The 25,679-nt window shown below is 52.7% G+C and carries 24 protein-coding genes; 1 reads left to right on the forward strand and 23 read right to left on the reverse strand.

Annotation, left to right across the window (positions count from 1 at the left end):
- The first annotated feature begins 69 nt into the window (after positions 1-69).
- On the forward strand, positions 70-1,377 hold the full coding sequence (locus TH19_RS13620) for a citrate synthase (RefSeq protein ID WP_114102901.1): 1,308 nt from the start codon (positions 70-72) through the stop codon (positions 1,375-1,377).
- Positions 1,378-1,483: 106 nt separating this feature from the next.
- Here the strand turns inward: TH19_RS13620 and TH19_RS13625 are convergent, their stop codons facing one another.
- The 23 genes from TH19_RS13625 to mce form a co-directional block, all read right to left on the reverse strand.
- Positions 1,484-1,924 (reverse strand): VOC family protein, encoded by a 441-nt coding sequence (locus TH19_RS13625; RefSeq protein ID WP_114102902.1) that lies wholly within the window; start codon positions 1,922-1,924, stop codon positions 1,484-1,486.
- A 75-nt stretch (positions 1,925-1,999) separates the two neighbouring features.
- Positions 2,000-3,166: a lipid-A-disaccharide synthase gene (lpxB, locus tag TH19_RS13630; RefSeq protein ID WP_114102951.1), complete on the reverse strand. Its 1,167-nt coding sequence runs from the start codon at positions 3,164-3,166 to the stop codon at positions 2,000-2,002.
- Positions 3,156-4,019, reverse strand: coding sequence for an LpxI family protein (locus TH19_RS13635; protein ID WP_114102903.1), 864 nt, complete (start codon positions 4,017-4,019; stop codon positions 3,156-3,158). The genes lpxB and TH19_RS13635 overlap by 11 nt, the downstream gene beginning before the upstream one ends.
- Complete coding sequence (gene lpxA, locus TH19_RS13640; protein ID WP_114102904.1) at positions 4,000-4,803, reverse strand: acyl-ACP--UDP-N-acetylglucosamine O-acyltransferase; 804 nt, start codon at positions 4,801-4,803, stop codon at positions 4,000-4,002. Before lpxA ends, TH19_RS13635 begins: the two co-directional genes overlap by 20 nt.
- A gap of 2 nt (positions 4,804-4,805) precedes the next feature.
- Positions 4,806-5,255 (reverse strand): 3-hydroxyacyl-ACP dehydratase FabZ, encoded by a 450-nt coding sequence (gene fabZ, locus TH19_RS13645; RefSeq protein ID WP_114102905.1) that lies wholly within the window; start codon positions 5,253-5,255, stop codon positions 4,806-4,808.
- Between the two features lie 11 nt (positions 5,256-5,266).
- Positions 5,267-6,286 (reverse strand): UDP-3-O-(3-hydroxymyristoyl)glucosamine N-acyltransferase, encoded by a 1,020-nt coding sequence (gene lpxD / locus TH19_RS13650; protein WP_114102906.1) that lies wholly within the window; start codon positions 6,284-6,286, stop codon positions 5,267-5,269.
- The gene (locus tag TH19_RS13655; protein WP_258547958.1) at positions 6,286-6,861 is read right to left on the reverse strand and encodes an OmpH/Skp family outer membrane protein; all 576 of its coding nucleotides are present in this window, start codon (positions 6,859-6,861) and stop codon (positions 6,286-6,288) included. The genes lpxD and TH19_RS13655 overlap by 1 nt, the downstream gene beginning before the upstream one ends.
- 7 nt (positions 6,862-6,868) lie before the next feature.
- Positions 6,869-9,169, reverse strand: a complete 2,301-nt coding sequence (gene bamA, locus TH19_RS13660) for an outer membrane protein assembly factor BamA (RefSeq protein WP_258547959.1) — start codon at positions 9,167-9,169, stop codon at positions 6,869-6,871.
- A gap of 25 nt (positions 9,170-9,194) precedes the next feature.
- Positions 9,195-10,298: an RIP metalloprotease RseP gene (gene rseP / locus TH19_RS13665; RefSeq protein WP_114102908.1), complete on the reverse strand. Its 1,104-nt coding sequence runs from the start codon at positions 10,296-10,298 to the stop codon at positions 9,195-9,197.
- Between the two features lie 38 nt (positions 10,299-10,336).
- Positions 10,337-11,497, reverse strand: a complete 1,161-nt coding sequence (locus TH19_RS13670; protein ID WP_114102909.1) for a 1-deoxy-D-xylulose-5-phosphate reductoisomerase — start codon at positions 11,495-11,497, stop codon at positions 10,337-10,339.
- 38 nt (positions 11,498-11,535) lie between these two features.
- Positions 11,536-12,354, reverse strand: a complete 819-nt coding sequence (locus TH19_RS13675; protein WP_258547960.1) for a phosphatidate cytidylyltransferase — start codon at positions 12,352-12,354, stop codon at positions 11,536-11,538.
- Positions 12,341-13,081 (reverse strand): isoprenyl transferase, encoded by a 741-nt coding sequence (locus TH19_RS13680; protein WP_114102911.1) that lies wholly within the window; start codon positions 13,079-13,081, stop codon positions 12,341-12,343. The genes TH19_RS13675 and TH19_RS13680 overlap by 14 nt, the downstream gene beginning before the upstream one ends.
- A 2-nt stretch (positions 13,082-13,083) precedes the next feature.
- Positions 13,084-13,647 carry a ribosome recycling factor gene (frr, locus tag TH19_RS13685; protein ID WP_114102912.1) on the reverse strand — a complete coding sequence of 188 codons (564 nt, stop codon included), beginning with the start codon at positions 13,645-13,647 and terminating at the stop codon, positions 13,084-13,086.
- Between the two features lie 2 nt (positions 13,648-13,649).
- The gene (gene pyrH / locus TH19_RS13690; protein ID WP_114102913.1) at positions 13,650-14,381 is read right to left on the reverse strand and encodes a UMP kinase; all 732 of its coding nucleotides are present in this window, start codon (positions 14,379-14,381) and stop codon (positions 13,650-13,652) included.
- A 165-nt stretch (positions 14,382-14,546) separates the two neighbouring features.
- Positions 14,547-15,470: a translation elongation factor Ts gene (gene tsf / locus TH19_RS13695; RefSeq protein ID WP_114102914.1), complete on the reverse strand. Its 924-nt coding sequence runs from the start codon at positions 15,468-15,470 to the stop codon at positions 14,547-14,549.
- 86 nt (positions 15,471-15,556) lie between these two features.
- The gene (gene rpsB / locus TH19_RS13700; protein WP_114102915.1) at positions 15,557-16,336 is read right to left on the reverse strand and encodes a 30S ribosomal protein S2; all 780 of its coding nucleotides are present in this window, start codon (positions 16,334-16,336) and stop codon (positions 15,557-15,559) included.
- Positions 16,337-16,567: 231 nt separating this feature from the next.
- On the reverse strand, positions 16,568-20,053 hold the full coding sequence (gene dnaE / locus TH19_RS13705) for a DNA polymerase III subunit alpha (RefSeq protein WP_114102916.1): 3,486 nt from the start codon (positions 20,051-20,053) through the stop codon (positions 16,568-16,570).
- Between the two features lie 99 nt (positions 20,054-20,152).
- Positions 20,153-20,887, reverse strand: a complete 735-nt coding sequence (locus TH19_RS13710; RefSeq protein WP_114102917.1) for an ABC transporter ATP-binding protein — start codon at positions 20,885-20,887, stop codon at positions 20,153-20,155.
- Positions 20,880-22,130, reverse strand: a complete 1,251-nt coding sequence (locus TH19_RS13715) for a lipoprotein-releasing ABC transporter permease subunit (RefSeq protein WP_114102953.1) — start codon at positions 22,128-22,130, stop codon at positions 20,880-20,882. Before TH19_RS13715 ends, TH19_RS13710 begins: the two co-directional genes overlap by 8 nt.
- A gap of 115 nt (positions 22,131-22,245) precedes the next feature.
- Entirely contained in the window at positions 22,246-23,565 is a 1,320-nt protein-coding gene (gene proS, locus TH19_RS13720) for a proline--tRNA ligase (protein ID WP_114102918.1), read from the reverse strand.
- A 169-nt stretch (positions 23,566-23,734) separates the two neighbouring features.
- Positions 23,735-24,220 (reverse strand): hypothetical protein, encoded by a 486-nt coding sequence (locus TH19_RS13725; protein WP_258547961.1) that lies wholly within the window; start codon positions 24,218-24,220, stop codon positions 23,735-23,737.
- 485 nt (positions 24,221-24,705) lie between these two features.
- Positions 24,706-24,945 carry a DUF1467 family protein gene (locus TH19_RS13730; RefSeq protein ID WP_114102920.1) on the reverse strand — a complete coding sequence of 80 codons (240 nt, stop codon included), beginning with the start codon at positions 24,943-24,945 and terminating at the stop codon, positions 24,706-24,708.
- Positions 24,946-25,014: 69 nt separating this feature from the next.
- On the reverse strand, positions 25,015-25,419 hold the full coding sequence (mce, locus tag TH19_RS13735) for a methylmalonyl-CoA epimerase (protein ID WP_114102921.1): 405 nt from the start codon (positions 25,417-25,419) through the stop codon (positions 25,015-25,017).
- Positions 25,420-25,679 lie beyond the last annotated feature (260 nt).

Consider the following 25,679-nt stretch of genomic DNA (forward strand, 5'->3'; position numbering starts at 1 on the left):
TGCGCCGCAGCATTATGCTGCACCCAACTTGAAACCGTGTTCGTTCAAACAGGGAAGGAAAAATAAGTCATGGCTCAGAATTCCAAGACTTCCCACACCGTAACACTGACCGACAATGCCACTGGCAAGTCGGTCGAGATGCCGGTGATTGAGGGTAGCGTAGGCCCGTCTGTTATCGACATTCGGAAGCTTTATGCTGAAACTGGATTTTTCACGTATGACCCGGGCTTCACTTCGACCGGCTCCTGCCAGTCCGAGCTGACCTATATTGACGGCGACGTAGGTATCCTGCGCCACCGTGGTTATGCCATTGACGATCTTGCTGAACAGTCTGACTTCCTCGAAGTCTGCCACCTGCTGCTTTATGGGGAACTGCCGAACGCAACCCAGAAAGCACAGTTCGAAAACGACATCACCATGCACACCATGGTGCATGAGCAGATGCGCAATTTCTATAACGGCTTCCGCCGTGACGCGCATCCGATGGCCATCATGTGTGGTGTTGTTGGTGCGATGTCTGCTTTCTATCATGACAGCACCGACATCAATGATCCGAAGCAGCGCCTGATCTCGGCTTATCGCCTGATTGCAAAGATGCCGACGATTGCTGCGATGGCATACAAATATTCGATCGGTCAGCCGTTCCGTTACCCGAACAACAAGCTGGGCTTTGCTGAAAACTTCCTTCAGATGATGTTTGGCAACCCGTGCGAAGAGTACGTGGTCAATCCGGTTCTGGCCAAAGCAATGGATCGTATCCTGATCCTCCATGCTGACCACGAACAGAACGCATCGACCTCGACCGTACGTCTTGCCGGTTCGTCGGGTGCGAACCCGTTCGCTTGTATTGCTGCTGGTATCGCGTCCCTTTGGGGTCCGGCACACGGTGGTGCGAACGAAGCTGTTCTGGTTATGCTCAACGAAATCGGCGATGTGAAAAACATTCCGGAATTCGTTGCAAAAGCAAAAGACAAGAACGATCCGTTCCGCCTGATGGGCTTTGGTCACCGCGTTTACAAAAACTACGATCCGCGCGCCAAAGTCATGCAGGAAACCTGCCACGAAGTTCTCAAGGAACTCAACATCAGCGATCCGCTGCTTGATGTTGCCCAGGAACTCGAGCGCATTGCACGTGAAGACGAGTACTTCATCGAGAAGAAACTCTATCCGAACGTCGACTTCTATTCGGGCATCATCTTCAAGGCGATGGGCATTCCGGTCAGCATGTTCACCGTGCTGTTCGCGGTCGCACGTACCGTCGGCTGGATCGCCCAGTGGAAAGAAATGATCGAAGATCCGTCGCAGAAAATCGGCCGTCCGCGTCAGCTGTTCACCGGCGTCGCAGAACGTCCGTTCGTTCCGGTCGACAAACGCTAAGTCGTACCCGAGACGATCTGATACGAACAAAGAAAAGGCCCGGATATTTCCGGGCCTTTTTGCATGTCTGAGGTAACCTGTAACAGGGCATCCTCTGTTGGCGATGTTACCAGTTGCCGGTGTTTTCCATGCTTGCCCACGGCTCTGCCGGTGCAAGGCTTTCACCTTTCTGCAGGAACTCGATGGAAATACCGTCCGGAGAACGGACAAACGCCATGTGGCCATCACGCGGCGGACGATTGATCGTCACACCAGCATCCATAAGCTTCTGACAGGTCGCATAGATGTCATCGACTTCATACGCCAGATGACCAAAATTACGGCCGCCGGAATAGCTTTCCGGGTCCCAGTTGTAGGTCAGTTCGAGTTCAGGAGCCTTGTTTGCCTTGGCATTGGCAACATCCGCCGTCGGGGCAAGATAAATCAGGGTGAAACGCCCCTTCTCGCTTTCGATGCGGCGGGTCTCGCTCATGCCCAGAAGGTCGCAATAGAATTTCAGCGACTCATCGACATTTTCGACACGCACCATCGTGTGCAAATAACGCATAACAATGTCTCCGTCATGGATTGATCAATGACCTGAAACTAAATGCATTCCTTGCCTGATGCCAGACGTTAGAAGTTATTTTTTGCCTATAATTTTCAAAATCTGTTCGGCCGCTTTTTCGCTGGGTGCCCGATCGCCGAAGCCAAGCATTTTACAGGCATCGTCAAACCCGGATTTCTGTTCTTCCCGGGCCGGGCTTTCTTTCATCAGCGCTTCTAGCACCGGAACGATGTTCTTGGCCTTGCATTTTTCCTGAAGGAATTCAGGGATCAGTTTACGGCCCAGAACAAGATTGACGATGGTCACGGTATCAATCTTGATCAGGCGCTTGGCAATCCAGCCGGTAATTGCATTGACCTGATAGGCAATGACATGCGGAACCCCGGCAATCGCCAATTCAAGCGATACTGTGCCAGATGCTGCCAAGGCGCAATCCGCTGCGGCAAACGCATCATGACGTTCCTGATCGGTGGCAACTACGATGGGTGCCAGTGGCCAGCTTTTCATCTCTTCGGTTACGACATCGGCAACCTTGCTGACGGTCGGAACGACAATGCGTGCATCCGGATATTTTTGCGCAAGGGCTTCGACAACTTCCCTGAAAACAGGCAAAAGGCGTTTGACTTCGGAGTTACGGCTTCCAGGTAAAACCGCCAGAAGCCGTTTTTCTGCGTCCAGGCCGTGCTTTGCCCGAAATCTGCTGCCATCCCCATCATGACGCTCTTCGACGGCTGAGTGGCCGATAAACGTCGTAGAAAGCCCTTCTTTTTCGAAGTATGGGGGTTCGAATGGCAGTAAAGCCAGAAGATGGTCCAGAAAACCTGCAATCTTCTTTGCCCGTCCCGCGCGCCAGGCCCACACAGAGGGGGCAACATAATGCACAAGCGGGATACCCTTGCCCTTCAGTTTCTTGCCAACGCGAAAGCTGAAATCCGGGGCATCAATCGTGATCACCACGTCAGGTTTTTCCGATTTGGCGAAATCTGCGGTTTGAGAAATGCGTTTCAGAAGATGCGGGATATGTGGAACCACCTCGGCGATTCCCATGACCGACATTTCATTCATTGGAAACAGGCTTTGAAGGCCTTCGCCTTCCATTCTCGGCCCACCAACCCCGATAAACCGTGTATCTGGTTGCTGACGCTTGATGGCGGCCATCAGGCGTCCACCGAGTTGATCCCCGGATGCTTCGCCGGCAACCAGCATGATCTTCGGGGCTTGCACCATGTGATCAGACTCCATGGCCATCTTTCCCGTCTGCATCACGTAATCCGATGATAAACATGCCAAGCGCATCAGCCCGGGCAATAACAGCTTCTCTGTCGATGATCATCGTACCGCCAGCCAGCAACGCGATACCGCGCAAGCCAGCCTGATGGGCTTCATCAACTGTTGTCAGGCCTATGGCCGGAAGATCCAGACGTTTATCCTGCTGTGGCTTGGATGACTTCACCAGAACACCACCAACGCCGTCGCGGCGATACTGCGCGGAACGGCGGACCATTTCATCCGTCCCCTCGATGGCTTCAAGGGCAAGTACCAATCCCTGCTGAACCACGCATCCCTGCCCGACATCGGCCTGACCCAGAATACGCGCAACGCCAAGACCATGTTTGGCATCTGTCATCGCCTGGTCATCAGGGGAAACTTTACCCAACACGCCTTCGGGCACAGCAAGGTCTGTCAGAATTTCATGCGCTCCGACCAGTCGGAAGCCTTCGCGTTCCAACTCTTCACCAACGAGACGCAACAAGCCGTCATCGCCCAGCGCCTTCATACCAACTTTCATCAGAAGCTTGGCAGCACGCCAGTCAGGGCGCATTGCGGAAAAACTCGGACGTTTGACCTTGCCAGCAAGAACCACATCCCGGCAGTCATTTGTGCGCATGGCATCAAGGATTTTGGCAGCGGCGCCCAACCTTGCCGTTACGTTCGGATATGCATCCAGATCGGCGTCGTTGGCATGGCCATCAAGTTTTACAACGAAAACAGCCCGCCCGGCTGTCTGCGCAGCAGAAGCCAAGCGGGCCGGAAGCGCACCGCCCCCAGCAATAATCCCAAGTTTCGGTAAAGGATTATCCTGCGGAGCTGTCATATTTCGGCGTGCATACGGAACGCATACTTTCCGCTTTGAGGAAGTTGATGATTTCCATCACCGGTCCGACGCCTTCGAAGTCTTTGGCAACTTCTTCAACGCGTTCGGCAAGCGTACCTTCCTGTGCAAACAGCAAACGATATGCCTTGCGCAGGGAATGGATGGTTTCACGATCAAATCCGCGCCGTTTCAGGCCAACAATGTTCAAGCCCGAAAGATATGCACGGTTGCCGATTACCGAACCATAAGGGATCACATCGCTTTCGACACCGGTCATGCCACCGATCATGGCATGTTTACCGATGCGCACGAACTGATGCACCGCCGACAATCCACCGACAATCGCGAAATCCTCGACCACAACATGCCCGGCCAAAGTGCCATTATTGACCAGAATGCAGTGATTCCCGACATGGCAATCGTGACCGACATGGGCCCCGGTCATCAAAAGGCAATCATCACCGATGGTGGTTTCCATACCACCACCTTCGGTGCCGGGATTGAGCGTCGCACCTTCACGAATTTTCGTGCGCTTGCCAACGATCAAGCGGCTTTGTTCGCCCTTGAATTTCAGGTCCTGCGGCGCGTGTCCAACAGAAGCAAAGGGATAAACTTCGCAATCTTCGCCAAGGGTGGTGTTGCCTGCGACAGCAACGTGGCTGTGCAGTTTGACACGATCACCCAAGACAACATTCGGACCAATAACACTGTATGGCCCGATCTCGACATCCTGACCAATCTGCGCGCCATCTTCGACGACGGCGGTTGGATGCACTTTTGACATTATCAGCTATCCCGGATCATCGCGGCGATGGTTGCCTCGGCAACGACCTGCCCGTCTACCTTAACCTGGCTTTCGAATTTCCAGACCGGACCGCGGCTTTGTTTCTTGGTCACATGGATATGCATCACGTCACCCGGTACAACCGGCTTGCGGAAACGTGCGTTATCGATGCTCATGAAATAAACCAGCTTGCCTTCGGCATCGGCACCAAGAGTCTGAACGACAAGAATCGCCGCTGTTTGCGCCATACTTTCAATGATCAGAACACCGGGCATAATCGGCTGTTGCGGGAAGTGGCCGGTAAATTGCGGCTCGTTCATCGTAACATTTTTAACGCCGGTTGCCGATTCATCAGCGGCAATATCGATAACCTTATCAATCAGCAGAAAAGGATAACGATGCGGAATCATTTCCAGAATGCGCTGGATATCAACACTCACCAATTCGGTCATGTGTGTAGCCCTTATTTCTTTTTTCGTATCAGACGGGACAAGGCCACCGTCTGTTTATGATATTCCATAACCGGAACTGCCGGGCTTCCGCCCACAGTCTCCCCCGGTCCGATATTTTTCATGACACCTGACTGGGCTGCGACTTTTGCGCCATCGCCAATTTCAAGATGTCCGGTAACGCCCGCCTGCCCGGCAAGAACAACAAAATTGCCAAGCTTGGTCGATCCGGAAACACCGACTTGTGCGACGATCACACAACCCATGCCCATTTCGACGTTATGGCCGATTTGGACCAGATTGTCGATACGGCAACCATTGCCAATAACGGTATCAGGCCCCGCCCCGCGGTCAATTGTACTGTTCGAACCGACCTCGACATCATTGCCGATCACGACGCGACCAAGCTGCGGAACTTTCACATGTCCCTGTGGTCCCATGGCAAAGCCAAAGCCATCCTGACCGATACGTGCGCCCGGATAAATCAGGCACAGGTTCCCGATCAGACTGTGACTGATCGAGGAATTTGCACCAATCCGGCAACCGGCACCGATCACAACACCTTTGCCAATTACGGCATTGGCTTCAATGATCGTTCCATCACCAATTTCGCAGTTGACACCGATCACAGCGCCCGCATCAACCTGAACACCACGACCGAGCTTTGCCGACGGATCAATGACCGCACGGTCCGAAATTGATCCGTTGCCGGTTTCAAAGGGGTAAAACGCGGTCGCGGCTTTCGCGTATGCGCGATACGGATCGTTCGTGGTGAACAATACCATGCCTTCCGGCGCGCGATCTGCGAATTCAGGACGGACGAAACAGGCACCAGCCTTGCTGCTTGAAAATGCATCAAGGTATTTGCGGTTATCAAAGAAGCTCAGGATCGCGCTGTCCGCATTCTGGAGCGGAGATACATCCTCAAAGACGCGTGACGTATCAGGCCCGTTAACAACAGTCGTACCTGTCAGCTCAGCAATCTCGGAGATGCTGAATGGTCCCTTGCGACTAAAAAAACGCGTATCGGCCATCAGGAGCCTTCCTTGAACTCAACCTTGATTGTCGGAACCTTTTTGTTGATCCGATCAAACACTTCCTTGCTGGCATTCATCGCATTGGCAAAGATGATCACCTGCGCCTGATGCAAGACTAGGGTCGCACGGCGTTCTTCAGCCAAACCGGCAATCACATCATTCAGCGACTTCTGGAAAGTTGCCTGCGTTTCGGCGAGTGCCTGATCCAGAACACGGCTGCGCCCCTGCGCAAATTTCTGGAACCCGGCCACTTTCTGCTGAAACTGCTTTTGCTTTTCCTGATACACGTCAGCGGCAAGCAAGGTACGCTGCTGCGCAAGCTGCTTTTCTTCCTCGCGCAGGGCCTGTTGACGGGTTTCGATATCCTGCTGATAGGCGACCTGACGTTCGCGGATCTGCTTTTTGGCATCCTGCATGGCAGATGCCTCACGCATGATCCCGGCATAATCGACAATCATGACCGATGCCACGGTTTCCGGGTTAGGAGCCTCTTGCGCATGAGCCTGCGGGATCACCGCAGCACCCATTACAAGTGCAGATGCAACAACCAGCTTCTGTAGCGACTTTTTCATAATCATTTTAGAATCTGGTTCCGAAGTTAAGTCGGAACACTTCCTCTTTGTCGTGATCTTCTTTCAGGATGGCCTGCGAAAGGTCGATACCGATCGGACCAAATGGCGATTCCCAGCCGACACCAAAACCAACCGATCCACGAATTGATCCGGTATCATAAACCTCGCCGGCACGGGCGCCATCAACACCTTCGGATGAACCAAAGTCGCTAAATACGCGGCCCTTCAAGGCAAACTCGGACGGCAAGCCAAGCGGGAAGTCCATCTGAACAGAACCAGTGTAATACAGCTTCCCGCCCAATGCATCGTCTGTGGCCTTATCGCGCGGACCAATACCCGCAGATTCAAAGCCGCGAAGGTTTGCACCACCAACCATAAAGCGCTGGGAAATACGTGTATCATCATCAAGACCGAAGATATATCCGGTCCCGACACGGGTCGAGAGAACCCATTCGTGTTCTCGGTCCAGGGGATAATAATATCCACCTTCAACACGAGTACGGATATAGGATTCATCCCCGCCAAGTCCGGCGAAATCGTTCGACAGACGACCGAAATACCCGTCTGTTGGCGCAACAGAACTGTCACGCTTGTCATAGGTCAAGGTATGACCGACCGAAGATTCAATGAATTCTGAGTCTTCTGCCAACAGCAAACGCGACGCATCGGTCGTATCGATATTCGAGTAACTGTTTTGTTCAAGCGTATAGCGGAACGAATGAGACAGATCCTCGGTATATTTGAAGCCTGCGCGCAGACGTCCACCGGTCTGTTCCTCGTCATAGGAACTTTCGTCCTGATTGTCTTCCTCGCGACGGTAGACGTCGAAACCAGCGGCAATTTCGCGATCAAGGAAATACGGTTCAGTGAAGGACAAATCGATCTGCTGATCGGACGATCCCAAGGTGAAGTTCAGGCGCAGATCCTGGCCTTTACCCAACAGGTTACGTTCACGAATGCCAAGCTGACCGAAAGCACCATCATCCGTACCATAACCAGCACCGATCGAGAATTCGCCTGTCGATTTTTCTTCGACATCAACTTCGATAACGGTCTGATCAGGTGATTGCCCCGGCAACGTTTTGACATCAACCGACTTAAAGAAGTTCAAGTTTTCAATACGTTGTTTGGAACGCTTCATCTTGGAGCTGCTGAATGCATCCCCTTCGACCAAACGGAATTCACGACGAATTACTTCATCAAGCGTTCGAACGTTGCCAACAACATTGATACGTTCGACATAAACTTTCGGGCCTTCGGCAATCGTGAAGGTGATGTCGATGGTTCCGGTTTCACGGTTACGCTGAACACTCGGACGAATATCGATGAAGGCATAGCCTTGATCGCCAACCTGCGTTGTCAACGCATCAACGGCATCATCCACCATTGTTGCGTTATACCACTCGCCCTTTTCGATTTCGATCAGAGGCATCAGGGCATCGGCGTCGATTTTGTCGATCTGCGAAACGACCTTGATATCGCCAAACTCGTAACGCTGCCCTTCAGATACCGTGTAGGTGATAAAGAAGTCCGAACGATCAGGCGTCAGTTCAGCAACAGACGACAACACCTGGAAATCCGCATAGCCCGCCGACAGATAGAACCGGCGCAACAGTTCACGGTCAAACGTGACGCGGTCCGGATCGTAGTTGTCATCCGAGGTCAGGATTTTCCACCAGGCACTTTCCGTTGTACGAATAACTTCGGACAGTTCGCCATCGTCAAACGCCTTGTTACCGACAAAGTTGATTTTGCGAACGCCGGTGGCTTCGCCTTCATCAACTTCGAACACCAGATCAACGCGGTTTTGTTCAAGCTGAATGACCTTTGGTTCGACCGTCGCTGCGAAACGCCCACTACGACGATAAAGTTCCAGAATGCGCTGAACGTCGGACTGAACCTTGGTGCGGGTATAAACAACACGCGGACGGAGCTGCAATTCTGCGCTCAGAACTTCATCCTTGAGCCGGTTGTTCCCCTCGAACGCGATGCGGTTAATGATCGGGTTTTCAACGACATTAACCTGCAAGACACCCTGATTGAACGAAAAGGACACATCCGCAAACAGACCTGTGGAGAACAGCGCCTTGAGCGAATTGTTGATTTGACGCGCATCATAGGAATCGCCGGGTGCGACGGTCAGATATGCATTAACCGTCGCACTTTCGATACGGTTATTGCCTTCGACCTGAATTTCGCGAATCAGGCCGGAATTCTGTTGGGCATATGCTGCCACCGGAATGATCAATGGCGCGGTTCCGCCAAGCAAGGCTGCCATCAATGCAGCCGCTTTTACCTTACGCAGCAAGTTAACCCCCTGTTGCTGTCACACATTAGCCAGCAAGTCCTTTGAGGAAACTAAAGACACCCAATTGCGTCAAATCGTTCCACGTTGCGAAAATTATTAAGCTGAATACCAAACCCGCGCCAATACGGAAACCATATTCTTGTGCTTTTGCGCCCAATGGCTTACCGCGAATTGCCTCAATCGCGTAAAACACCAGATGCCCGCCATCAAGAACCGGAACCGGCATCAGGTTGATCAGGCCAAGGCTTATGGAAAGATAGCCCATAAAGAACAGAAGCGGGCCAAAACCACCCTCGGCCACTTCGCCAGACATCTGGGCAATACGGATCGGCCCGCCGAGCTCGGAACTGTCGCGGTCACCACTGATCATCTCGCCAAGTGCCGAAAAAGTCTGTGTCGTCAGGGAATAGAACGTCTCGAACGAACGGCTGACAGCTTCCAGAATGCTATCACGGCTGGTGTCAAAAGCACCGGCCGTAATACCAAGGCGCCCGAATGTCTGGCTGACGCCGTTTTCATCGGCAGTCACTGCTTCTGGTGTGACCGACAGATCAAGTACTTGACCATCACGTAGAACACTCACAGCAAGGGTCTGATCCGGATGGTCCCGCACAATTTCGGACAGCTCGGAAAACCATTCAATGGACGCGCCATCAATAGCCGTAATCTGGTCATTACTGAGCAAACCCGCACTTGCCGCCGGGCTGTTTTCAATGACTTCGCCAACGACCGGCAATGCACGCTGTTGACCAACAGCCGCAAACAAAACGGTAAAGACGACAATGGCAAAGATAAAGTTTGCAAACGGGCCGGCAAACACGATCGCCGCACGCACAGCGACACTTTTGTGATGGAAAGCGTATTTCGCCTCGTCCTCGGCAATGTCGTCACGCTGACCGGCACTTGCCGGGTTCATGTCGCCAAACATCTTCACATAGCCGCCAAGTGGTATCAAACTGACTTTCCAGCGCGTACCCTTTTTGTCTTTCCAGCCAAACAATTCCGGGCCGAAGCCGATTGAAAACGCTTCGACCTTCACACCGTTTTTGATCGCCACCCAGTAGTGACCGTATTCGTGAACGAATACGAGAACGGAAAGTACAAAAAGAAAGGCAAGTAAGGTTTCCATCAAGACGTCCCTTGTCCGGTCAGACCGGAAAATTCAAATTATTCAGCTGCAATGTACACAGCAGTTTCGCGACGTACACAGGCATCTGTTTCAAACACCTGATCCAGACTGGTCAACGGCTGGCTGCCAATCTTTTCCATCATGGTTTCAACAATTTCGGCGATCTGAAGGAAACCGATCCTGTCTTCCAGAAATGCCGCAACCGCCACTTCGTTTGCCCCGTTCAGAACAGTAGGCAGTGTACCACCTTCCTGCAATGCCTGACGCGCCAATCGCAATGCGGGAAACCGTTTTGCATCTGGCTTCTGGAAGTTCAAACCTCCGATCGTGGCAAAATCAAGACGGGGAACATCCACTTTAATCCGTTCGGGCCAGGCAAGCGCATATGCAATCGGCGTTCGCATGTCTGGCGAGCCCAGCTGCGCCAGTACCGAACCGTCGCAATATTCGACCATACTATGCACAACCGACTGAGGATGAACAACAATTTCAATTTTTTCTTCTGCAACAGGGAACAGGTGCCAAGCCTCGATCAGCTCGAGCCCCTTGTTCATCATGGTTGCCGAATCAATAGAAATTTTTGCCCCCATTTCCCAATTCGGGTGGGCAAGCGCCTGGGCCCGGGTGACGGACCGCATCTGATCAAGCGACCATTCCCGGAATGGCCCTCCTGACGCTGTCAGTAATATCCGATCGACCTGAGAGTCGGCCCGGTCTTCAAGCACCTGAAAAATTGCACTATGCTCAGAGTCGACCGGGATCAAGGTCGCATTATGTTTTGCAACCTCGGCCGTCATGAGCGCACCGGCACACACCAGTGTTTCCTTGTTGGCAAGACCGACCCGTGCGCCTCGACGAATGGCTGCCAATGTGGGCTTAAGCCCGGCGGCACCAACAATTGCTGCAATGACGATATCGGATGGCCGTGCGGCTGCCTCAATCAGGGCGTTCTCGCCGGCGCCGACTTCAATGCCGGTATTGGCCAATGCATCAGAAAGATCCTGATAAAGTGCCGGATCACCAATCACTGCGCATTGGGCGTTAAGTTCTTTGGCGATATTGGCCAATGCATCAACATTGCGATACGCGGTTACGGCATCGACAGTGTATTTGTCCGCATGGCTTTTGAGAATATCAACAGTGCTGGTTCCAATTGAACCGGTCACACCAAAAACGCTGACGGATTTCTTCAAGGTCATCAAACACCTGTAAAAAAACGGTCGGTTGTTCGACCGCCCTATCGCAAGGCAAGGCCTGCGAAACAGATAATAACAAATGCGACAGGAAACACCGACAACATCCCGTCGGCGCGATCAAGTAAACCGCCGTGACCCGGAATCAGGTTGCTGCTGTCCTTGACCTTAAAATGACGTTTGAGAGCCGACTCTCCAAGATCGCCAATCTGGGCAACCACGGCCAGAAACATGCTGACGGCAACAATCGTCCAGCTGATTTGACCTGCGCTGAAATAGGTAATAATCCCACCAATCACACCGGCGCAAACCATACCGCCGATCAAGCCTGCCCACGTTTTCTTGGGACTAAAGCGCGGTGCCAGTTTTGGGCCCCCAATCGTCTTGCCAAAGGCATAGCCACCAGTGTCTGTCGCCCAAACAAGGAAGAACAGCCACATGATCGTCAGCAAGCCATCATGATCCTGATCGCGAAGCCAAAGTGCAGCCAATGCAGCCAATGAAACGTAAAGAACGCCAAACCCGGCAAGGAACCAGCTTCGCCCTGCCCGCGCTGACGCGATGATCACACTGATCGCAATCGGCATCGGGATATATTCGGGCTGTCCGGCGATTTGCATCACCATGGCAACACCAAGAGCAACGGCAGCAACAATCGAAATCCCGTTATAGCTTTGCGGGGCACACATCCGCACCCATTCCCACATCATTCCTGCGGAAAACACAAACAACAGAATATCAAAATAAGGGGAACCGAACCACACCGCAGCAATTGCAACAGGTGTCATCACCAGCGCAGAAAGAATGCGCGGCTTCAATCCGGAATTATTATCTTTGAGACGTTCGGCTTCAGATGACGGCACCAAAACGCCGCTCCCGTCCGGCAAAGTTTTCAATGGCTTTTTCCAGATGGCTACGGTCAAAGTCAGGCCACAGAACATCGTCAAACACGAATTCGGTATAGGCCGATTGCCACAACAGGAAGTTACTGATCCGTTGTTCGCCACTGGTTCTGATCAAAAGATCAGGATCAGGAATACCAACCGTCGACAGATTTTGCTCGATCATGTCTTCGGTTATCGCATCCGCAGAAATCTCACCCGAAGCAACTTTTCTGGCAATCGCGCGCATGGCACAGGTAATTTCCGCCCGCGCCCCATAGCTCAGCGCTATTGTCAGATTAAGGCGCGTATTGCCCTCTGTCTGTTCTTCGGCCTTGGCCAGCAGTGCGCGAATATCATCGTCAAACCGTTCCCGATCACCGATGATACGCACCTTGATACCATTCTTGTGCAACGTCGCCAGTTCCCGTTTCAGGAACAGGCGCAACAGTCCCATCAGATCACTGACTTCGCTTTCCGGCCGCTTCCAGTTCTCAGTCGAAAACCCGTAAAGTGTCAGATACTGAATGCCGAGTTCAACCGACGCTTCGATAGAACGGCGAACGGCCTCAACGCCCGCACGATGACCCATCGTACGGGGGCGACCACGGCTACGCGCCCAACGCCCGTTGCCATCCATGATGATGGCAACATGACGCGGTACTGTTTGCGTATCTGAAGGTTGGGGTTGCGAAGAAAGCACAGCCATAATCAGACTTGCATGATTTCCTGTTCTTTATGCGCAAGCGTCTCATCGATATCCGCAATGACCTTGTCGGTCAGTTTCTGGATCTCTTTTTCTTCGCTGTGCATTTCGTCTTTGGAAATCTCGCTGTCTTTTTCCCACTTCTTCAGCTGATCCATGCCATCACGACGAACGTTACGTACCGAAACTTTCGCTTGCTCGGCATATTTACCGGCAACTTTGGAAAGTTCCGCACGACGTTCTTCGTTCAGTGCAGGAATCGGCACACGAACAAGCGTGCCGTCCGCGGCAGGGTTAAGACCGAGACCCGAATCACGAATGGCTTTTTCGACGGACTTGACCATCGACTTGTCCCAGACCTGAACCGAAAGCATACGCGCTTCGGGAACGCTGACAGATGCCACCTGGTTAAGCGGGGTCGGCACGCCATAGGCTTCAACCATGACCGGCTCAAGAAGGCTCACACTGGCGCGCCCGGTCCGCAGACCGGTGAATTCCTTGTGCAATACTTCGACAGCCCCTTCCATACGGCGGGACAGGTCCTTTTTTAGGCCAGCAACGTCAGACACGTTCAGTCTCCATTCGAAATAATCGTAAACGTCCCCTTTGCAGTAACAACGTCTGCAAAGGCACCCGGATTATGCAAAGAAAACACAATAACCGGAATATCATTTTCACGGGCCAAAGAAATAGCCGATGCGTCCATGACACGCAAATCTTTAGCCAAAACTTCCATATAGGTCAGTGTATCATAACGCACAGCCGTCGGATCGGTTTTCGGATCTGCGGTATAAACACCGTCAACCTGCGTCCCTTTAAGCAGTGCATCACAGCCCATTTCAACAGCGCGCAACGCAGCAGCCGTATCAGTGGTAAAGAACGGGTTGCCAGTACCGGCAGCAAAGATAACTACCCGGCCCTTTTCCATATGACGTACGGCGCGGCGGCGGATATAGGGTTCACAGACCGAAGACATCGGGATCGCGGACTGTACACGGGTCTGAACCCCGTGGCGCTCAAGCGCGTTCTGAACGGCGAGCGCATTCATGATGGTAGCAAGCATACCCATATAGTCGGCAGTTGCACGTTCCATACCTTGCGAGGCACCTTTGACACCGCGGAAAATGTTCCCGCCGCCAATGACCACGCAAACTTCGGCACCCATGTCATGAACGACTTTGATTTCACTGGCAATCTGGTCAACCGTTTCGGGATCAATCCCGTATTGCTGTTTCCCTAAAAGCCCTTCACCCGAGAGCTTAAGAAGAACGCGGCGAAATTTCAGTTGGCCGGTTTCTGCCATATCTCAATGCCTCTTAAATGCCGATGTAACGCATTGCCCGGATCGGGAAATGCAGAATTCAGATATAAAAAGACCGGCGAGTAACAGGGCGGATATGCGCTGCCGACCTCGCCGGTCTGGATCATACACGAAATGATGGCAAACGCACCATTCCGAACAGATGTTTTATTTGTTCAGCTGTTCTGCAACTTCAGCTGCGAAGTCTTTCTCTTCTTTCTCGATGCCATCACCGAGTTCGAAGCGAACAAAGCCCTTAAGGGTGATCGGCTTGCCAGCTTCTTTAGCAGCATTCGCAATCACGTCTTTGACTTTGGTTTCACCGTCAATAACGAAGGTCTGTTCAACCAGAACAACCTGTTCGTAATATTTACGGATACGACCTTCGATCATCTTTTCGATGATTTCGAGCGGACGGCCCGATTCTTTCGCCTGGTCGGTCAGAACTGCTTTTTCGCGCTCGACCAATTCCGGATCCAGATCGTCAACCGTTGCCGAAGCCGGGTTGGTTGCAGCAATGTGCATAGCAATCTGTTTGCCAAGGCCTTCGAGAACAGCGGCATCAGCTTCGGATTCCAGAGCAACCAGAACGCCGATTTTGCCGAGGTTCGCAGCAATCGCGGAGTGGATGTAAGAAGCAACCACACCGTTTTCGACCGACAGACCAGCCGAACGACGCAGGGACATGTTTTCGCCGATGGTGGCGATCATGTGGGTAACCTGCTCTTCAACATTACGCGAAGTGCCCGGGAAAGCAGCAGCTTTCAGTGCATCGATATCGCCATTGGCAGCAACTGCCTGGGTTGCGATCTCTGCAACGAACTTCTGGAAGTCTTCGTTACGCGAAACGAAGTCGGTTTCGGAGTTGAGTTCTACAACAGCACCGGAAGTACCGTTAACAGCAACACCAACCAGACCTTCGGCAGCAACACGGCCAGCTTTCTTGGCAGCAGCAGCAAGACCTTTGGTACGAAGCCAGTCAACAGCTGCTTCAAGGTTACCATCGGTTTCAGACAGCGCCTTTTTGCAATCCATCATGCCAGCGCCGGTGGTTTCGCGAAGCTCTTTAACGAGAGCAGCGGTAATAGCCATTTTTTAAGCCCCTATTACGCGATCAGGTGAACACCTAACAAAACGGCGGCATGTTAGCCGCCGTTTCATCAGGTACAAAATGAAACTTATGCGGAAGCTTCTTCTGCAGCTTCAACAGCAGCAGCTGCCTCGGCCGGAACTTCTTCCGCTTCGCCGAGATCTGCGCCAGAAGCAGTCATTTCTTCCTGGATACCATCCAGAACAGAACCGACAAACAGGTCGCAATACAGCTGGATCGCACGGATCGCATCGTCGTTACCCGGAACCGGGAACTGAACGTTTGCCGGATCAGAGTTGGAGTCAAGGATCGCAACGACCGGAATGTTCAGGTTTTTTGCATCCTGGATAGCAAGAGATTCTTTGTTGGTGTCAACCACGACGATGATGTCCGGCAGACCACCCATGTCCTTGATACCGCCAAGCGCGCGCTCAAGCTTGTCGCGCGAACGGGTCAGGTTCAGGATTTCTTTTTTGGTCAGACCTTCTGCACCAGAAGACAGGATCTCTTCCTGTTCTTTAAGGCGCTTGATCGAGTTGGAAACGGTGTTCCAGTTGGTCAGCATGCCGCCGAGCCAGCGATGGTTTACATAGTACTGGCCGCAACGCTTTGCAGCGTCTGCGATGATCGGGGAAGCCTGACGCTTGGTACCGACGAAGAGAACACGACCACCAGAAGCAGTTACGTCGCGAACAGCCTGCATCGCGCGATGCAGCATCGGAACGGTTTCCTGCAGGTTCAGGATGTGAATGTCGTTACGTGCACCAAAGATGAATTTTTTCATCTTCGGGTTCCAACGGCGGGTGTGGTGACCAAAGTGGACACCAGCTTCCATGAGCTGGCGCATGGTAAAGGTTGGCAATGCCATAATAGTTCCTACCTTTTTCCGGTTAATACCTCCGCGAAAGGGAATTTCATGCCTCATGCATGAAACACCGGATGGACGAGTTGCCATATGACGGCAGTCGCCGCTCTTCCGCGTGCGATGTTCGGGGCGGGTTTTAATCCCGTCCGGCAAAGAATGCAACCCCTAAAGTACGCATTTCTGCGCGATCTGGAAAGCTTTCAGGCAATCACTTTTGCAATCGCCGATGAAAGGTCAGATTTCTTCGGCAAATTCCACACCCGGAATTGCGCCAATTGCCCCAATCAGGGACGGACCAACCTTGAACTTGTCATCAAGCTCGATCTCGGCCATGCGCCCGTCATCACAGACAGATGAAAGGGTCACAAGCCCCCGTCCCTTGCCCGCACCTTCAAGAAGTCCGCGGATTTCCGCCACAGGATCGGGACGGTTCAGGCGAATGCGGATGCCTTCCGCGGCACCGGCAACAGCCTGTTCCAAATCCTCGACCCGCTGACCCTGAATACGCAGTTGGCCATCACGCATTTCGGCTGCCACCACCAGCAAGACCGGACGCCCGGCATTGATGATCTCCTTGTAGGCCGCCCATGCCTCTGCCCAGAACGCAACTTCGAAGCTGCCGGTCGGATCAGAGAACATGACAAAGGCGAATTTTGACCCGTTCTTTTTAGAGATCATCTCGCGGGCGTTGATCAGCGTTCCGGCAAGACGAATGGCGCCCTTGTTCTGGGCACGCATACGAGCCGGCAGTTCCTTGATCGGTGCGATCCCGATCCGCTGAATGCTTTTGCCGAATGTATCAAGTGGATGGGCCGAAAGATAAAAACCAATGGCCGAGAATTCCTCGGTCAGTTTTTCCATCGGCACCCAGTCGCGGTCTTCCGGCAACCGGATCTTGTCCTTGCCAAAGCCGCTGCTGTCACCAAACATCGAAATCTGGTCATCATTGCGGGCCTGCATTTCACGCTGGGCGACCGCAATAACCTTATCGACATTTTCAAACATGACCTTGCGGTTTTCAGTCAGGCAATCAAGCGCCCCCGCCCGCACAAGGTTTTCAAGCAAACGCTTGTTTACTGCACGGCTATCAATACGTGATGCAAAATCGGTTATATCCTTGAACGGTCCGTTGGCTTCGCGTTCGGCCACCAGACTTTCCATCGCGGCGTCACCGACATTTCGAACAGCCGCCAGCGCATAACGGATTTTGCGAACACCGTCGTGATTTTCGACCGAGAATGCCACTTCCGAGTTATTCACACATGGCGGCAGGATTTCGATCTCAAGGCGCTCGACTTCCTGCTTGAACACCGCAAGTTTTTCGGTGTTGTGCATATCAAGCGTCATCAAGGCGGCCATGAATTCGACCGGATAGTTCGCCTTGAGATATGCCGTCTGATAGGCCACCAGCGCATAAGCCGCCGCGTGGGATTTGTTAAAACCGTACGACGCGAACTTTGCCACCTGATCGAAAATGTCAGATGCCTGACCGCGATCAACGCCATTTTGTTCGGAGCCATCAACAAACAGCCCGCGCTGCTTTTCCATCTCCTCGGCGATCTTTTTACCCATCGCACGGCGCAGCAAGTCAGCGCCGCCAAGCGAATATCCCGCCATAAGCTGGGCAAGCTGCATGACCTGTTCCTGATAGATCATGATGCCATAGGTTTCTTCGAGGATCGGCTGCAACATCGGGTGCATGTAATCAGGTTCTTCCTGACCATGCTTACGTGCGATGTAGTGCGGGATGTTATCCATCGGCCCCGGACGATACAGCGCCACGACAGCGATAATATCTTCAAGGGTATCAGGCTTCAGGCCGCGCAAAACATCCTGCATCCCCTGGGATTCAAGCTGGAACACGCCGACGGTTTCGGCCGCCGAAAGCAGTTTGAACGCCACACGATCGTCAAGCGGAATTGCACTGATATCAAAGTTTTGCGGGACGTCTTTACGCTGCAACATCAACCGCACGGCTTCGATGATCACCGTCAGCGTCTTAAGACCAAGGAAGTCAAACTTCACCAGACCGGCATTTTCAACAAACTTCATGTTGAACTGGGTTACCGGCATGTCAGAGCGTGGATCACGGTAAAGCGGAACCAGCGCATCAAGATCGCGGTCACCGATCACCACCCCGGCCGCGTGGGTCGAGGAGTTACGATAAAGCCCCTCGATCTGCATCGCGATCGAAAGCAGTCGATCAATATCGGGGTCTTCGCGCGCAATGCGTCGCAGATCCGGTTCCATGTCGATCCCTTCCTTAAGCGGAATCGGTTTGGCCGGATCACCCGGAATCATTTTACAGATTTTATCGACATAACCATACGGGATGCTCAGAACACGGCCAACGTCACGTACGGCCGCCTTTGCCTGTAACTTACCAAAAGTAATAATCTGGGCAACGCGGTCGTGGCCGTATTTCTTTTGAACATATTCGATAACTTCGCCACGCCGATCCTGACAAAAGTCGACGTCAAAGTCAGGCATGGACACACGTTCCGGGTTAAGGAAACGTTCGAACAGCAACGAGAAACGCAGCGGGTCAAGGTCAGTAATGAGCAGCGCATAAGCCACAAGCGAACCTGCACCAGAACCACGCCCCGGTCCAACCGGAATACCATGATCCTTTGCCCACTGGATAAAGTCGGCAACGATCAGGAAGTAACCCGGAAAGCCCATCTGGTTGATGATGCCAAGTTCATAATCAAGGCGTTCCCAGTAGGGTTTTGCGACTTCTTCTTTGTCGGCGTCCGACATGTCTTCGGTATAGACGTATTTTTCCAGACGACCTTTAAGGCCTTCTTCGGACATGTGGCGTAGTTCATCGACCTCGGTACGGCCTTCGCCGCAATCAAAAGGCGGCAGGATCGGATCGATCTTTTCAACATGCCAGGAACAGCGCTTTGCGATCAGAAGCGTGTTGTCGCAAGCCTCCGGGATATCAGCAAACAGATCACGCATTTCTGCGGCAGTTTTGAACCTATGATCCGGTGTCAGTTTCCAGCGGCCTTCCTGACCAACAACCGCCCCCTGCCCGATACAGATGAAAACATCGTGAGCTTCGTACATGTCGACAGACGGGAAATAGCAGTTATTGGTCGCAACCAACGGCACGTTGTGATCATAGGCCAGCTTGATCAGGCCCGGTTCGACCTGATCTTCAAGTTCTTCGCCGTGGCGCTGCAATTCGATATAAAGCCGGTCACCAAAGATATCTTTGAGCTGCGCCAGGCACGCCTCGACCTTATCAACCTGTTCTTCGGCCAAAAGCCGCGCCAGCGGCCCGGTCGGGCCACCTGTCAGGCAAATGACATGTTCGGAGTATTTACGAATGTGATCGTAAAGGGCCTTGGGTTCGCTACCGGCTTCGGACGTCATGTGGGCGCGCGACACAATTTTAAGAAGGTTGAAATAACCTTCCTTGTTCTGCGCAATCAGCACCAGTCGATCCGGCATCGGTTCACGAGCAACCTTGCCCGCGGCTGGTTTGTCACCAAACCGCTCGACCCCCATCTGGACACCAAGGATCGGCTGCACCCCGCCGCCACTGAGTGCGCCTGCGAAATCAAGGGCACCAAACATATTGTCGGTATCGGTCATCGCAACGGCCGGCTGGCCATCAGCTGCACAAAGTTTGGCGAGCTCCTTCGTCGTGATGGCACCTTCGGCAAGCGAATAGTTGGTGTGAACACGAAGATGGACGAAACCGTTTTCCATCGTAGTTAAACCCCGGAAAATAAGACAAAAGGCAGGTACGGCGTCACTTTGGGCAAAAGCAAAGCGACGCCGTCAATCAGCTTAAAGAATTTTGACCGCTTAGGAAAGTTCGGCGGGATCAAGTTCGATCAATTGACCATCACGCAGGGTCACAACCCGGTCCATCTGGCGTGCCAGTTCCGGGTTATGGGTCGCAATCAGCGACGCCAGACCGGTTTCACGCACCAATGTCATCAACATGCCAAACACCGTATCCGCGGTCTGTGGATCAAGGTTTCCGGTCGGTTCATCGGCAAACAGGACGTCCGGCACATTGGCCAGCGCACGGGCAATCGCCACACGTTGCTGTTCCCCACCCGACAAACGGGCTGGACGATGATCCGCACGCTTTTCCAAACCAAGACAGCGCAACAATTCAAGCGCGCGTTCTTCTGCTTGGGATCGTTTCAGGCCATTGATCATTTGCGGCATAACGACATTTTCCAGTGCGGAAAATTCCGGCAGCAAATGGTGATACTGATAAACGAACCCGATATGGTTCCGACGCATTTCAGTCCGCGCCAGATCGGACAGATCGGTGCTGCGTTTACCACCAATCGATACCAAACCGCCATCGGGCTTTTCCAAAAGACCGGCAATCTGAAGCAGAGTTGATTTACCGGCACCGGACGGGCCGACAAGGGCAACGATTTCGCCCTGATGAATTTCAAGATCAACCGATTTCAGAATTTCAAGCTGATCCGGGCCCTGATTGAAAATGCGATCAATCTTTTCAAGGCGCAGGACAACATTGCGCGACCGCTGCTCGGCCGTGGTTTTGACCATATCACTCATAACGAAGGGCCTCCACCGGGTCGAGGCGCGAAGCCCGCCATGCCGGATACACCGTTGCCAGGAAGGACAGCGTCAGAGACATCACACAGACCATCACAACTTCGCTGACATCCATGTCGGCAGGCAATTGCGACAGGAAGTAAATCTCGGCGTTAAACAGATCGGTTCCGGTCAGGCTTTGGATAAACTGACGGATATTTTCGATATTCAGACAGAACAGAACCCCGATAATCAGGCCGCTTAATGTACCCAATACACCAATGGATGCACCGGCCAGGAAAAACACCTTCATGATGGATCGGCGTGTTGCCCCCATCGTGCGCAGAATGGCGATATCGCGTCCCTTGTCCTTAACCAGCATCACCATGCCGGAAATAATGTTGAATGCCGCCACCAGAATGATCAGGGTCAGGATCAGGAACATCACATTACGTTCGACCTGAAGCGCGTTGAAGAAACCGGCATTTGATTGCTGCCAGTTCACCAGTCGCAGCCGTTCTCCGGCAAGGGTGGTCAGCAACTGATCCATCGTATCGTCAAGGGTCGAGATATCATCAAGCATCACTTCGAAATGCGTGATCTGTTCGGGCAGGCGGAAATAAACCTGTGCAGCCGAAAGCGGCATAAAGATAAAGCCGCTGTCATATTCATACATGCCAATGTCAAACAGACCGGCAACCGTATAGGCCCGCACACGCGGCACAGCCCCAAATGCGGTGACATTACCCTTGGGCGAAATCAGGTTGACCGTATCACCAACACCAACGCCAAGCTTCATAGCCAGACGCGCGCCCATGATCACCGTGTCATCCCCCTTGAAGTCATCAAGCGAGCCAAAAACGATGTTATCGGCAATCGTTTTGCGTTTTTTGACATCTTCGGGGCGCATCCCGCGAACAATCGCACCGGTCGCACGACCGTTCTTGGAGGCCATCACCTGACCTTCAACGACAGGAACGGTCAGCATGACATTGCCGTTCTCGGCGATCTGCTTTTCAATTTTGGCGTAATCACCAATCCCGCCATTGCCCTGTGCATAGACAGAAATATGCCCGTTCAGGCCCAAGATGCGGCCAAGCAGTTCGGCACGGAAACCGTTCATCACCGACATGACAATAATCAGTGTCGCAACGCCAAGCATGATGCCAAGCAACGAGAAGATGGCGATGACGGAAACAAAGCCTTCCTGCCGACGTGGACGCAGGTAGCGAAAGGCCACCATACGTTCGAACGGACTGAACATGGGCAATCTATCCTTGTGGAAGCTGGTCAGGAAACGGAACAGAATATAACGCGTTATATTCATATCCGGAAATGGCAACAGGGCAGCAAAAGCTGCCCCGTTTCAATCAGGTCGATCAGGCGCTGATCTGGTTCAGAGCAGCTTCGAAAGTGACTTCTGTCTTTTCGCCGGTTCTGCGATTTTTCAGTTCAACCACACCGTTTTTCAGGCCCTTCGGACCGATCACGATCTGCCACGGCAGACCAATCAGGTCCATATCGGCGAATTTGCCACCCGCACGGATATCACGATCATCATACAGAACCTCGATCCCGGCATTATGCAATTTGGCATAGGCATCTTCGCATGCCGCATCACATTCATCATCGCCAGTACGCAGGTTGATCAAACCAACCTTGTAAGGTGCAACCGCATCCGGCCAGACAATGCCGTTTTCATCGTGCGATGCTTCGATCAGGGCACCGACAAGGCGCGAAACACCAATGCCGTAGGAACCCATCATGACCGGGACTTCCTTGCCATCCGGGCCAAGAACCGTCGCGCCCATCGGCGCAGAATATTTGGTGCCGAAGTGGAAAATATGACCAACTTCAATACCGCGCGTCGCGATCAGGTCATCGCCAGAGATCGGGCTGTTATCCGCATCGTGCTTTTCTTCGGTCGCGGCATAGTCAACAAGCGTGCCCTGCACCCAGTTTTCAAGCGCCGTACGATCATTCAGGTCAACGCCCTGGCCGCTTAGGTCCTTTTCAAGCCACTTCTTGTCGCAGAAGACTTCACTTTCGCCAGTATCGGCCAGAATGATGAATTCGTGGCTCAGATCACCGCCAATCGGGCCGGTATCAGCCACCATCGGGATGGCCTTTACACCAAGACGGGTAAAGGTCCGGCAATAGGCCAGAAACATCTTGTTATAGGCATGACGCGAGCTTTCGTAATCGATATCGAACGAATAGGCGTCCTTCATCAGGAATTCACGGCCACGCATCACGCCAAAGCGCGGGCGGATCTCGTCGCGGAATTTCCACTGAATATGGTACATCAGCTGCGGCAGCTGTTTGTAGGAACGAACATCCTTGCGGAAGATGTCGGTAATGGCTTCTTCGTTGGTCGGACCGAAAAGCATCTTGCGGTCATGACGGTCGGTGATGCGCAGCATCTCCAGACCATAATCATCATAACGGCCGCTTTCCTGCCACAGCTCGGCCGGCTGGATGGTCGGCATCAGCAATTCGTTGCAGCCAACGGCGTCCTGTTCTTCACGAACGATCTGCTCGATCTTTTTAAGAACACGGTAACCAAGCGGCAGCCATGAATAAATCCCTGCCGTGAGCTGGCGAACCATACCGGCGCGCAGCATCAAACGGTGAGAAGCAATCTGTGCTTCTGACGGGGTTTCCTTCAGGGTCGGCAGAAAGAACTGGGAAAGACGCATCAATGCCTCGTGATGATCAAATCTGAATATGTGGGTGTTGAATACCTTGCCCGGAAAATGCGACAGCGCAGCCCGAAACGCAAGCCGGAACTTCGGTTATATGCGCCAGAAGTGATTAGTTTCCAATGATGGCAAAACTACGATGGTGCAAATCACCACTGTTTAGCGCTTATCGAAAACCTGCTTCACGACAGGCCGCAATCAATTCATCGCTGGCGGCATCATCGCCCAAGGGCTGATCATTGAAGTAAACCCGGCCATTGCGATAGGAAATCTTGCCGACCGATTGTTCACCGCTCACCCCATCGGGAACCGCAATGCCACTATATTCAAAGAAGTCAATTGTCACCGGGAATTCGATTTCCTTTGGCAAGGACTGCAAAATGTTGCTTCCCCCGTTTAAATCGGCCCCTACCACCTTGTTACCATGCACATCAACACCGGGTTGATAGGCGACATCGGCATCAGGAACGTGCTTTACCAGCGCCTTGCAGGCTGACTGGGTGACCGTAATTTTTGGCGCAGCATTTTCTGGCACCGCCGTCGCAGCATCGCCGCCCCCCGTGGCCGGGGCATCCTGTGCGGACGGGAACGGGGATTCGGCCTGTGCCATGACTGACGACGCCGAGCTGACCAGAATTCCCGCAGCAACCATGGCTAATAGTCTGATTTTATGACTTGAACCACGGGTTAAAATAGGTTCGACCAATGGAATATTATACATCTCTTAGTTTCACCCTATCTGTGTGCAATGCAGCATCGAAACATTTGTGAAGTTTGGTCAAAACAGCTTGCATAAAACTGAAACATGTGGCTTTTTAGTCCTCCGCTTTCGACGCAAGATCGTTGCGGAAGGCGTATCGCAGCCGCTCATAAAATTGCGGGAGGCTTTGTTGCCAATAAGCATACAAGAAGCAGGCGCGACGTCGAAATAAAACCTGTGCCAAGAAGCCCAGGTCTTAGGAGGAAGCATAAAAAGATTACGGGAAAACAGCTATTAAAATAGCATCTAAGCAAGATCCTTGTGATCTTGCTTTTTTTTTTGCCTGTCCCTGCCCTGATAAGTTCAGATGCCCGAAATGACAAAACCCCGCCACATATGTCGCGGGGTTTTCTGTTTGGTTGGCTTTTGCCCACCGATTATTGCGGCGGGCGAACCTCAATCATGCCACTGGTAATGACAAACACCGCCACCAGCCAAAGAATTGCCGAAATGATGCTGGTTGCCAGAACCTTTTTCCACATATGGGCTTTTTCGGGCGCACCGCTGTCATGACCCGGTTCGACATTTTCGGTGCGCTTTACACCGAATGGCAGAACCATAAACAAAACCAGCCACCAGATGACGATATAGACCAGAGTACCCGAAAACCAGTTCATGCAATTCTCTTCTTGTGGTGGTGCGCATTTAGCAAGGTACCTTTACACGCCCTGCCCGGTCAGTTTTGATCAGACTTGTTCAAGCTCAACCAAGGTGCCGTTGAAATCCTTTGGATGCAGGAACAGAACGGGCTTTCCATGGGCTCCGATTTTCGGTTCCCCATCCCCCAGAACCCGTGCGCCACTTGCCAGAAGCTTGTCGCGTGCGGCCAGAATGTCATCAACCTCGTAGCAGACATGATGAATACCGCCCGATGCGTTCTTTTCAAGGAACCCATTGATCGGCGAATTTTCACCCAGTGGATAAAGCAACTCGATCTTGGTATTGGGCAATTCGACAAAGACGACGGTTACGCCGTGATCGGGTTCGTCCTGTGGCTCGGATACTTTGGCACCAAGCACATCGCGATACTGCGCGATGCCTGCCTCAAGGTCCGGTACGGCAATGGCGACATGGTTCAGCCGTCCAATCATGGTCTTGCTCCTGCATATGTGATCTGCCCGATCACCGACAAACTAGGGTCAGAACCTATTAATTTGGTTCGAATGGTCGCTCAGATTTGTGCGGATACGCGAAGCAAAACTGCCGGAAGATATGCATCTTTCAAGGTTTTGCGACAACGTAGCCCGTGCAAATCTGAGCGATCCGAAGGACAGAGTTTATCTTTGCAAACTCCGGCGTCAAACCCCTTGTGCGGGATACCAACCCGCCCGGCGGGATTTTCCTTGGATTT

This window comes from Thalassospira profundimaris (genome assembly GCF_003326675.1).
GTDB lineage: Bacteria > Pseudomonadota > Alphaproteobacteria > Rhodospirillales > Thalassospiraceae > Thalassospira > Thalassospira aquimaris.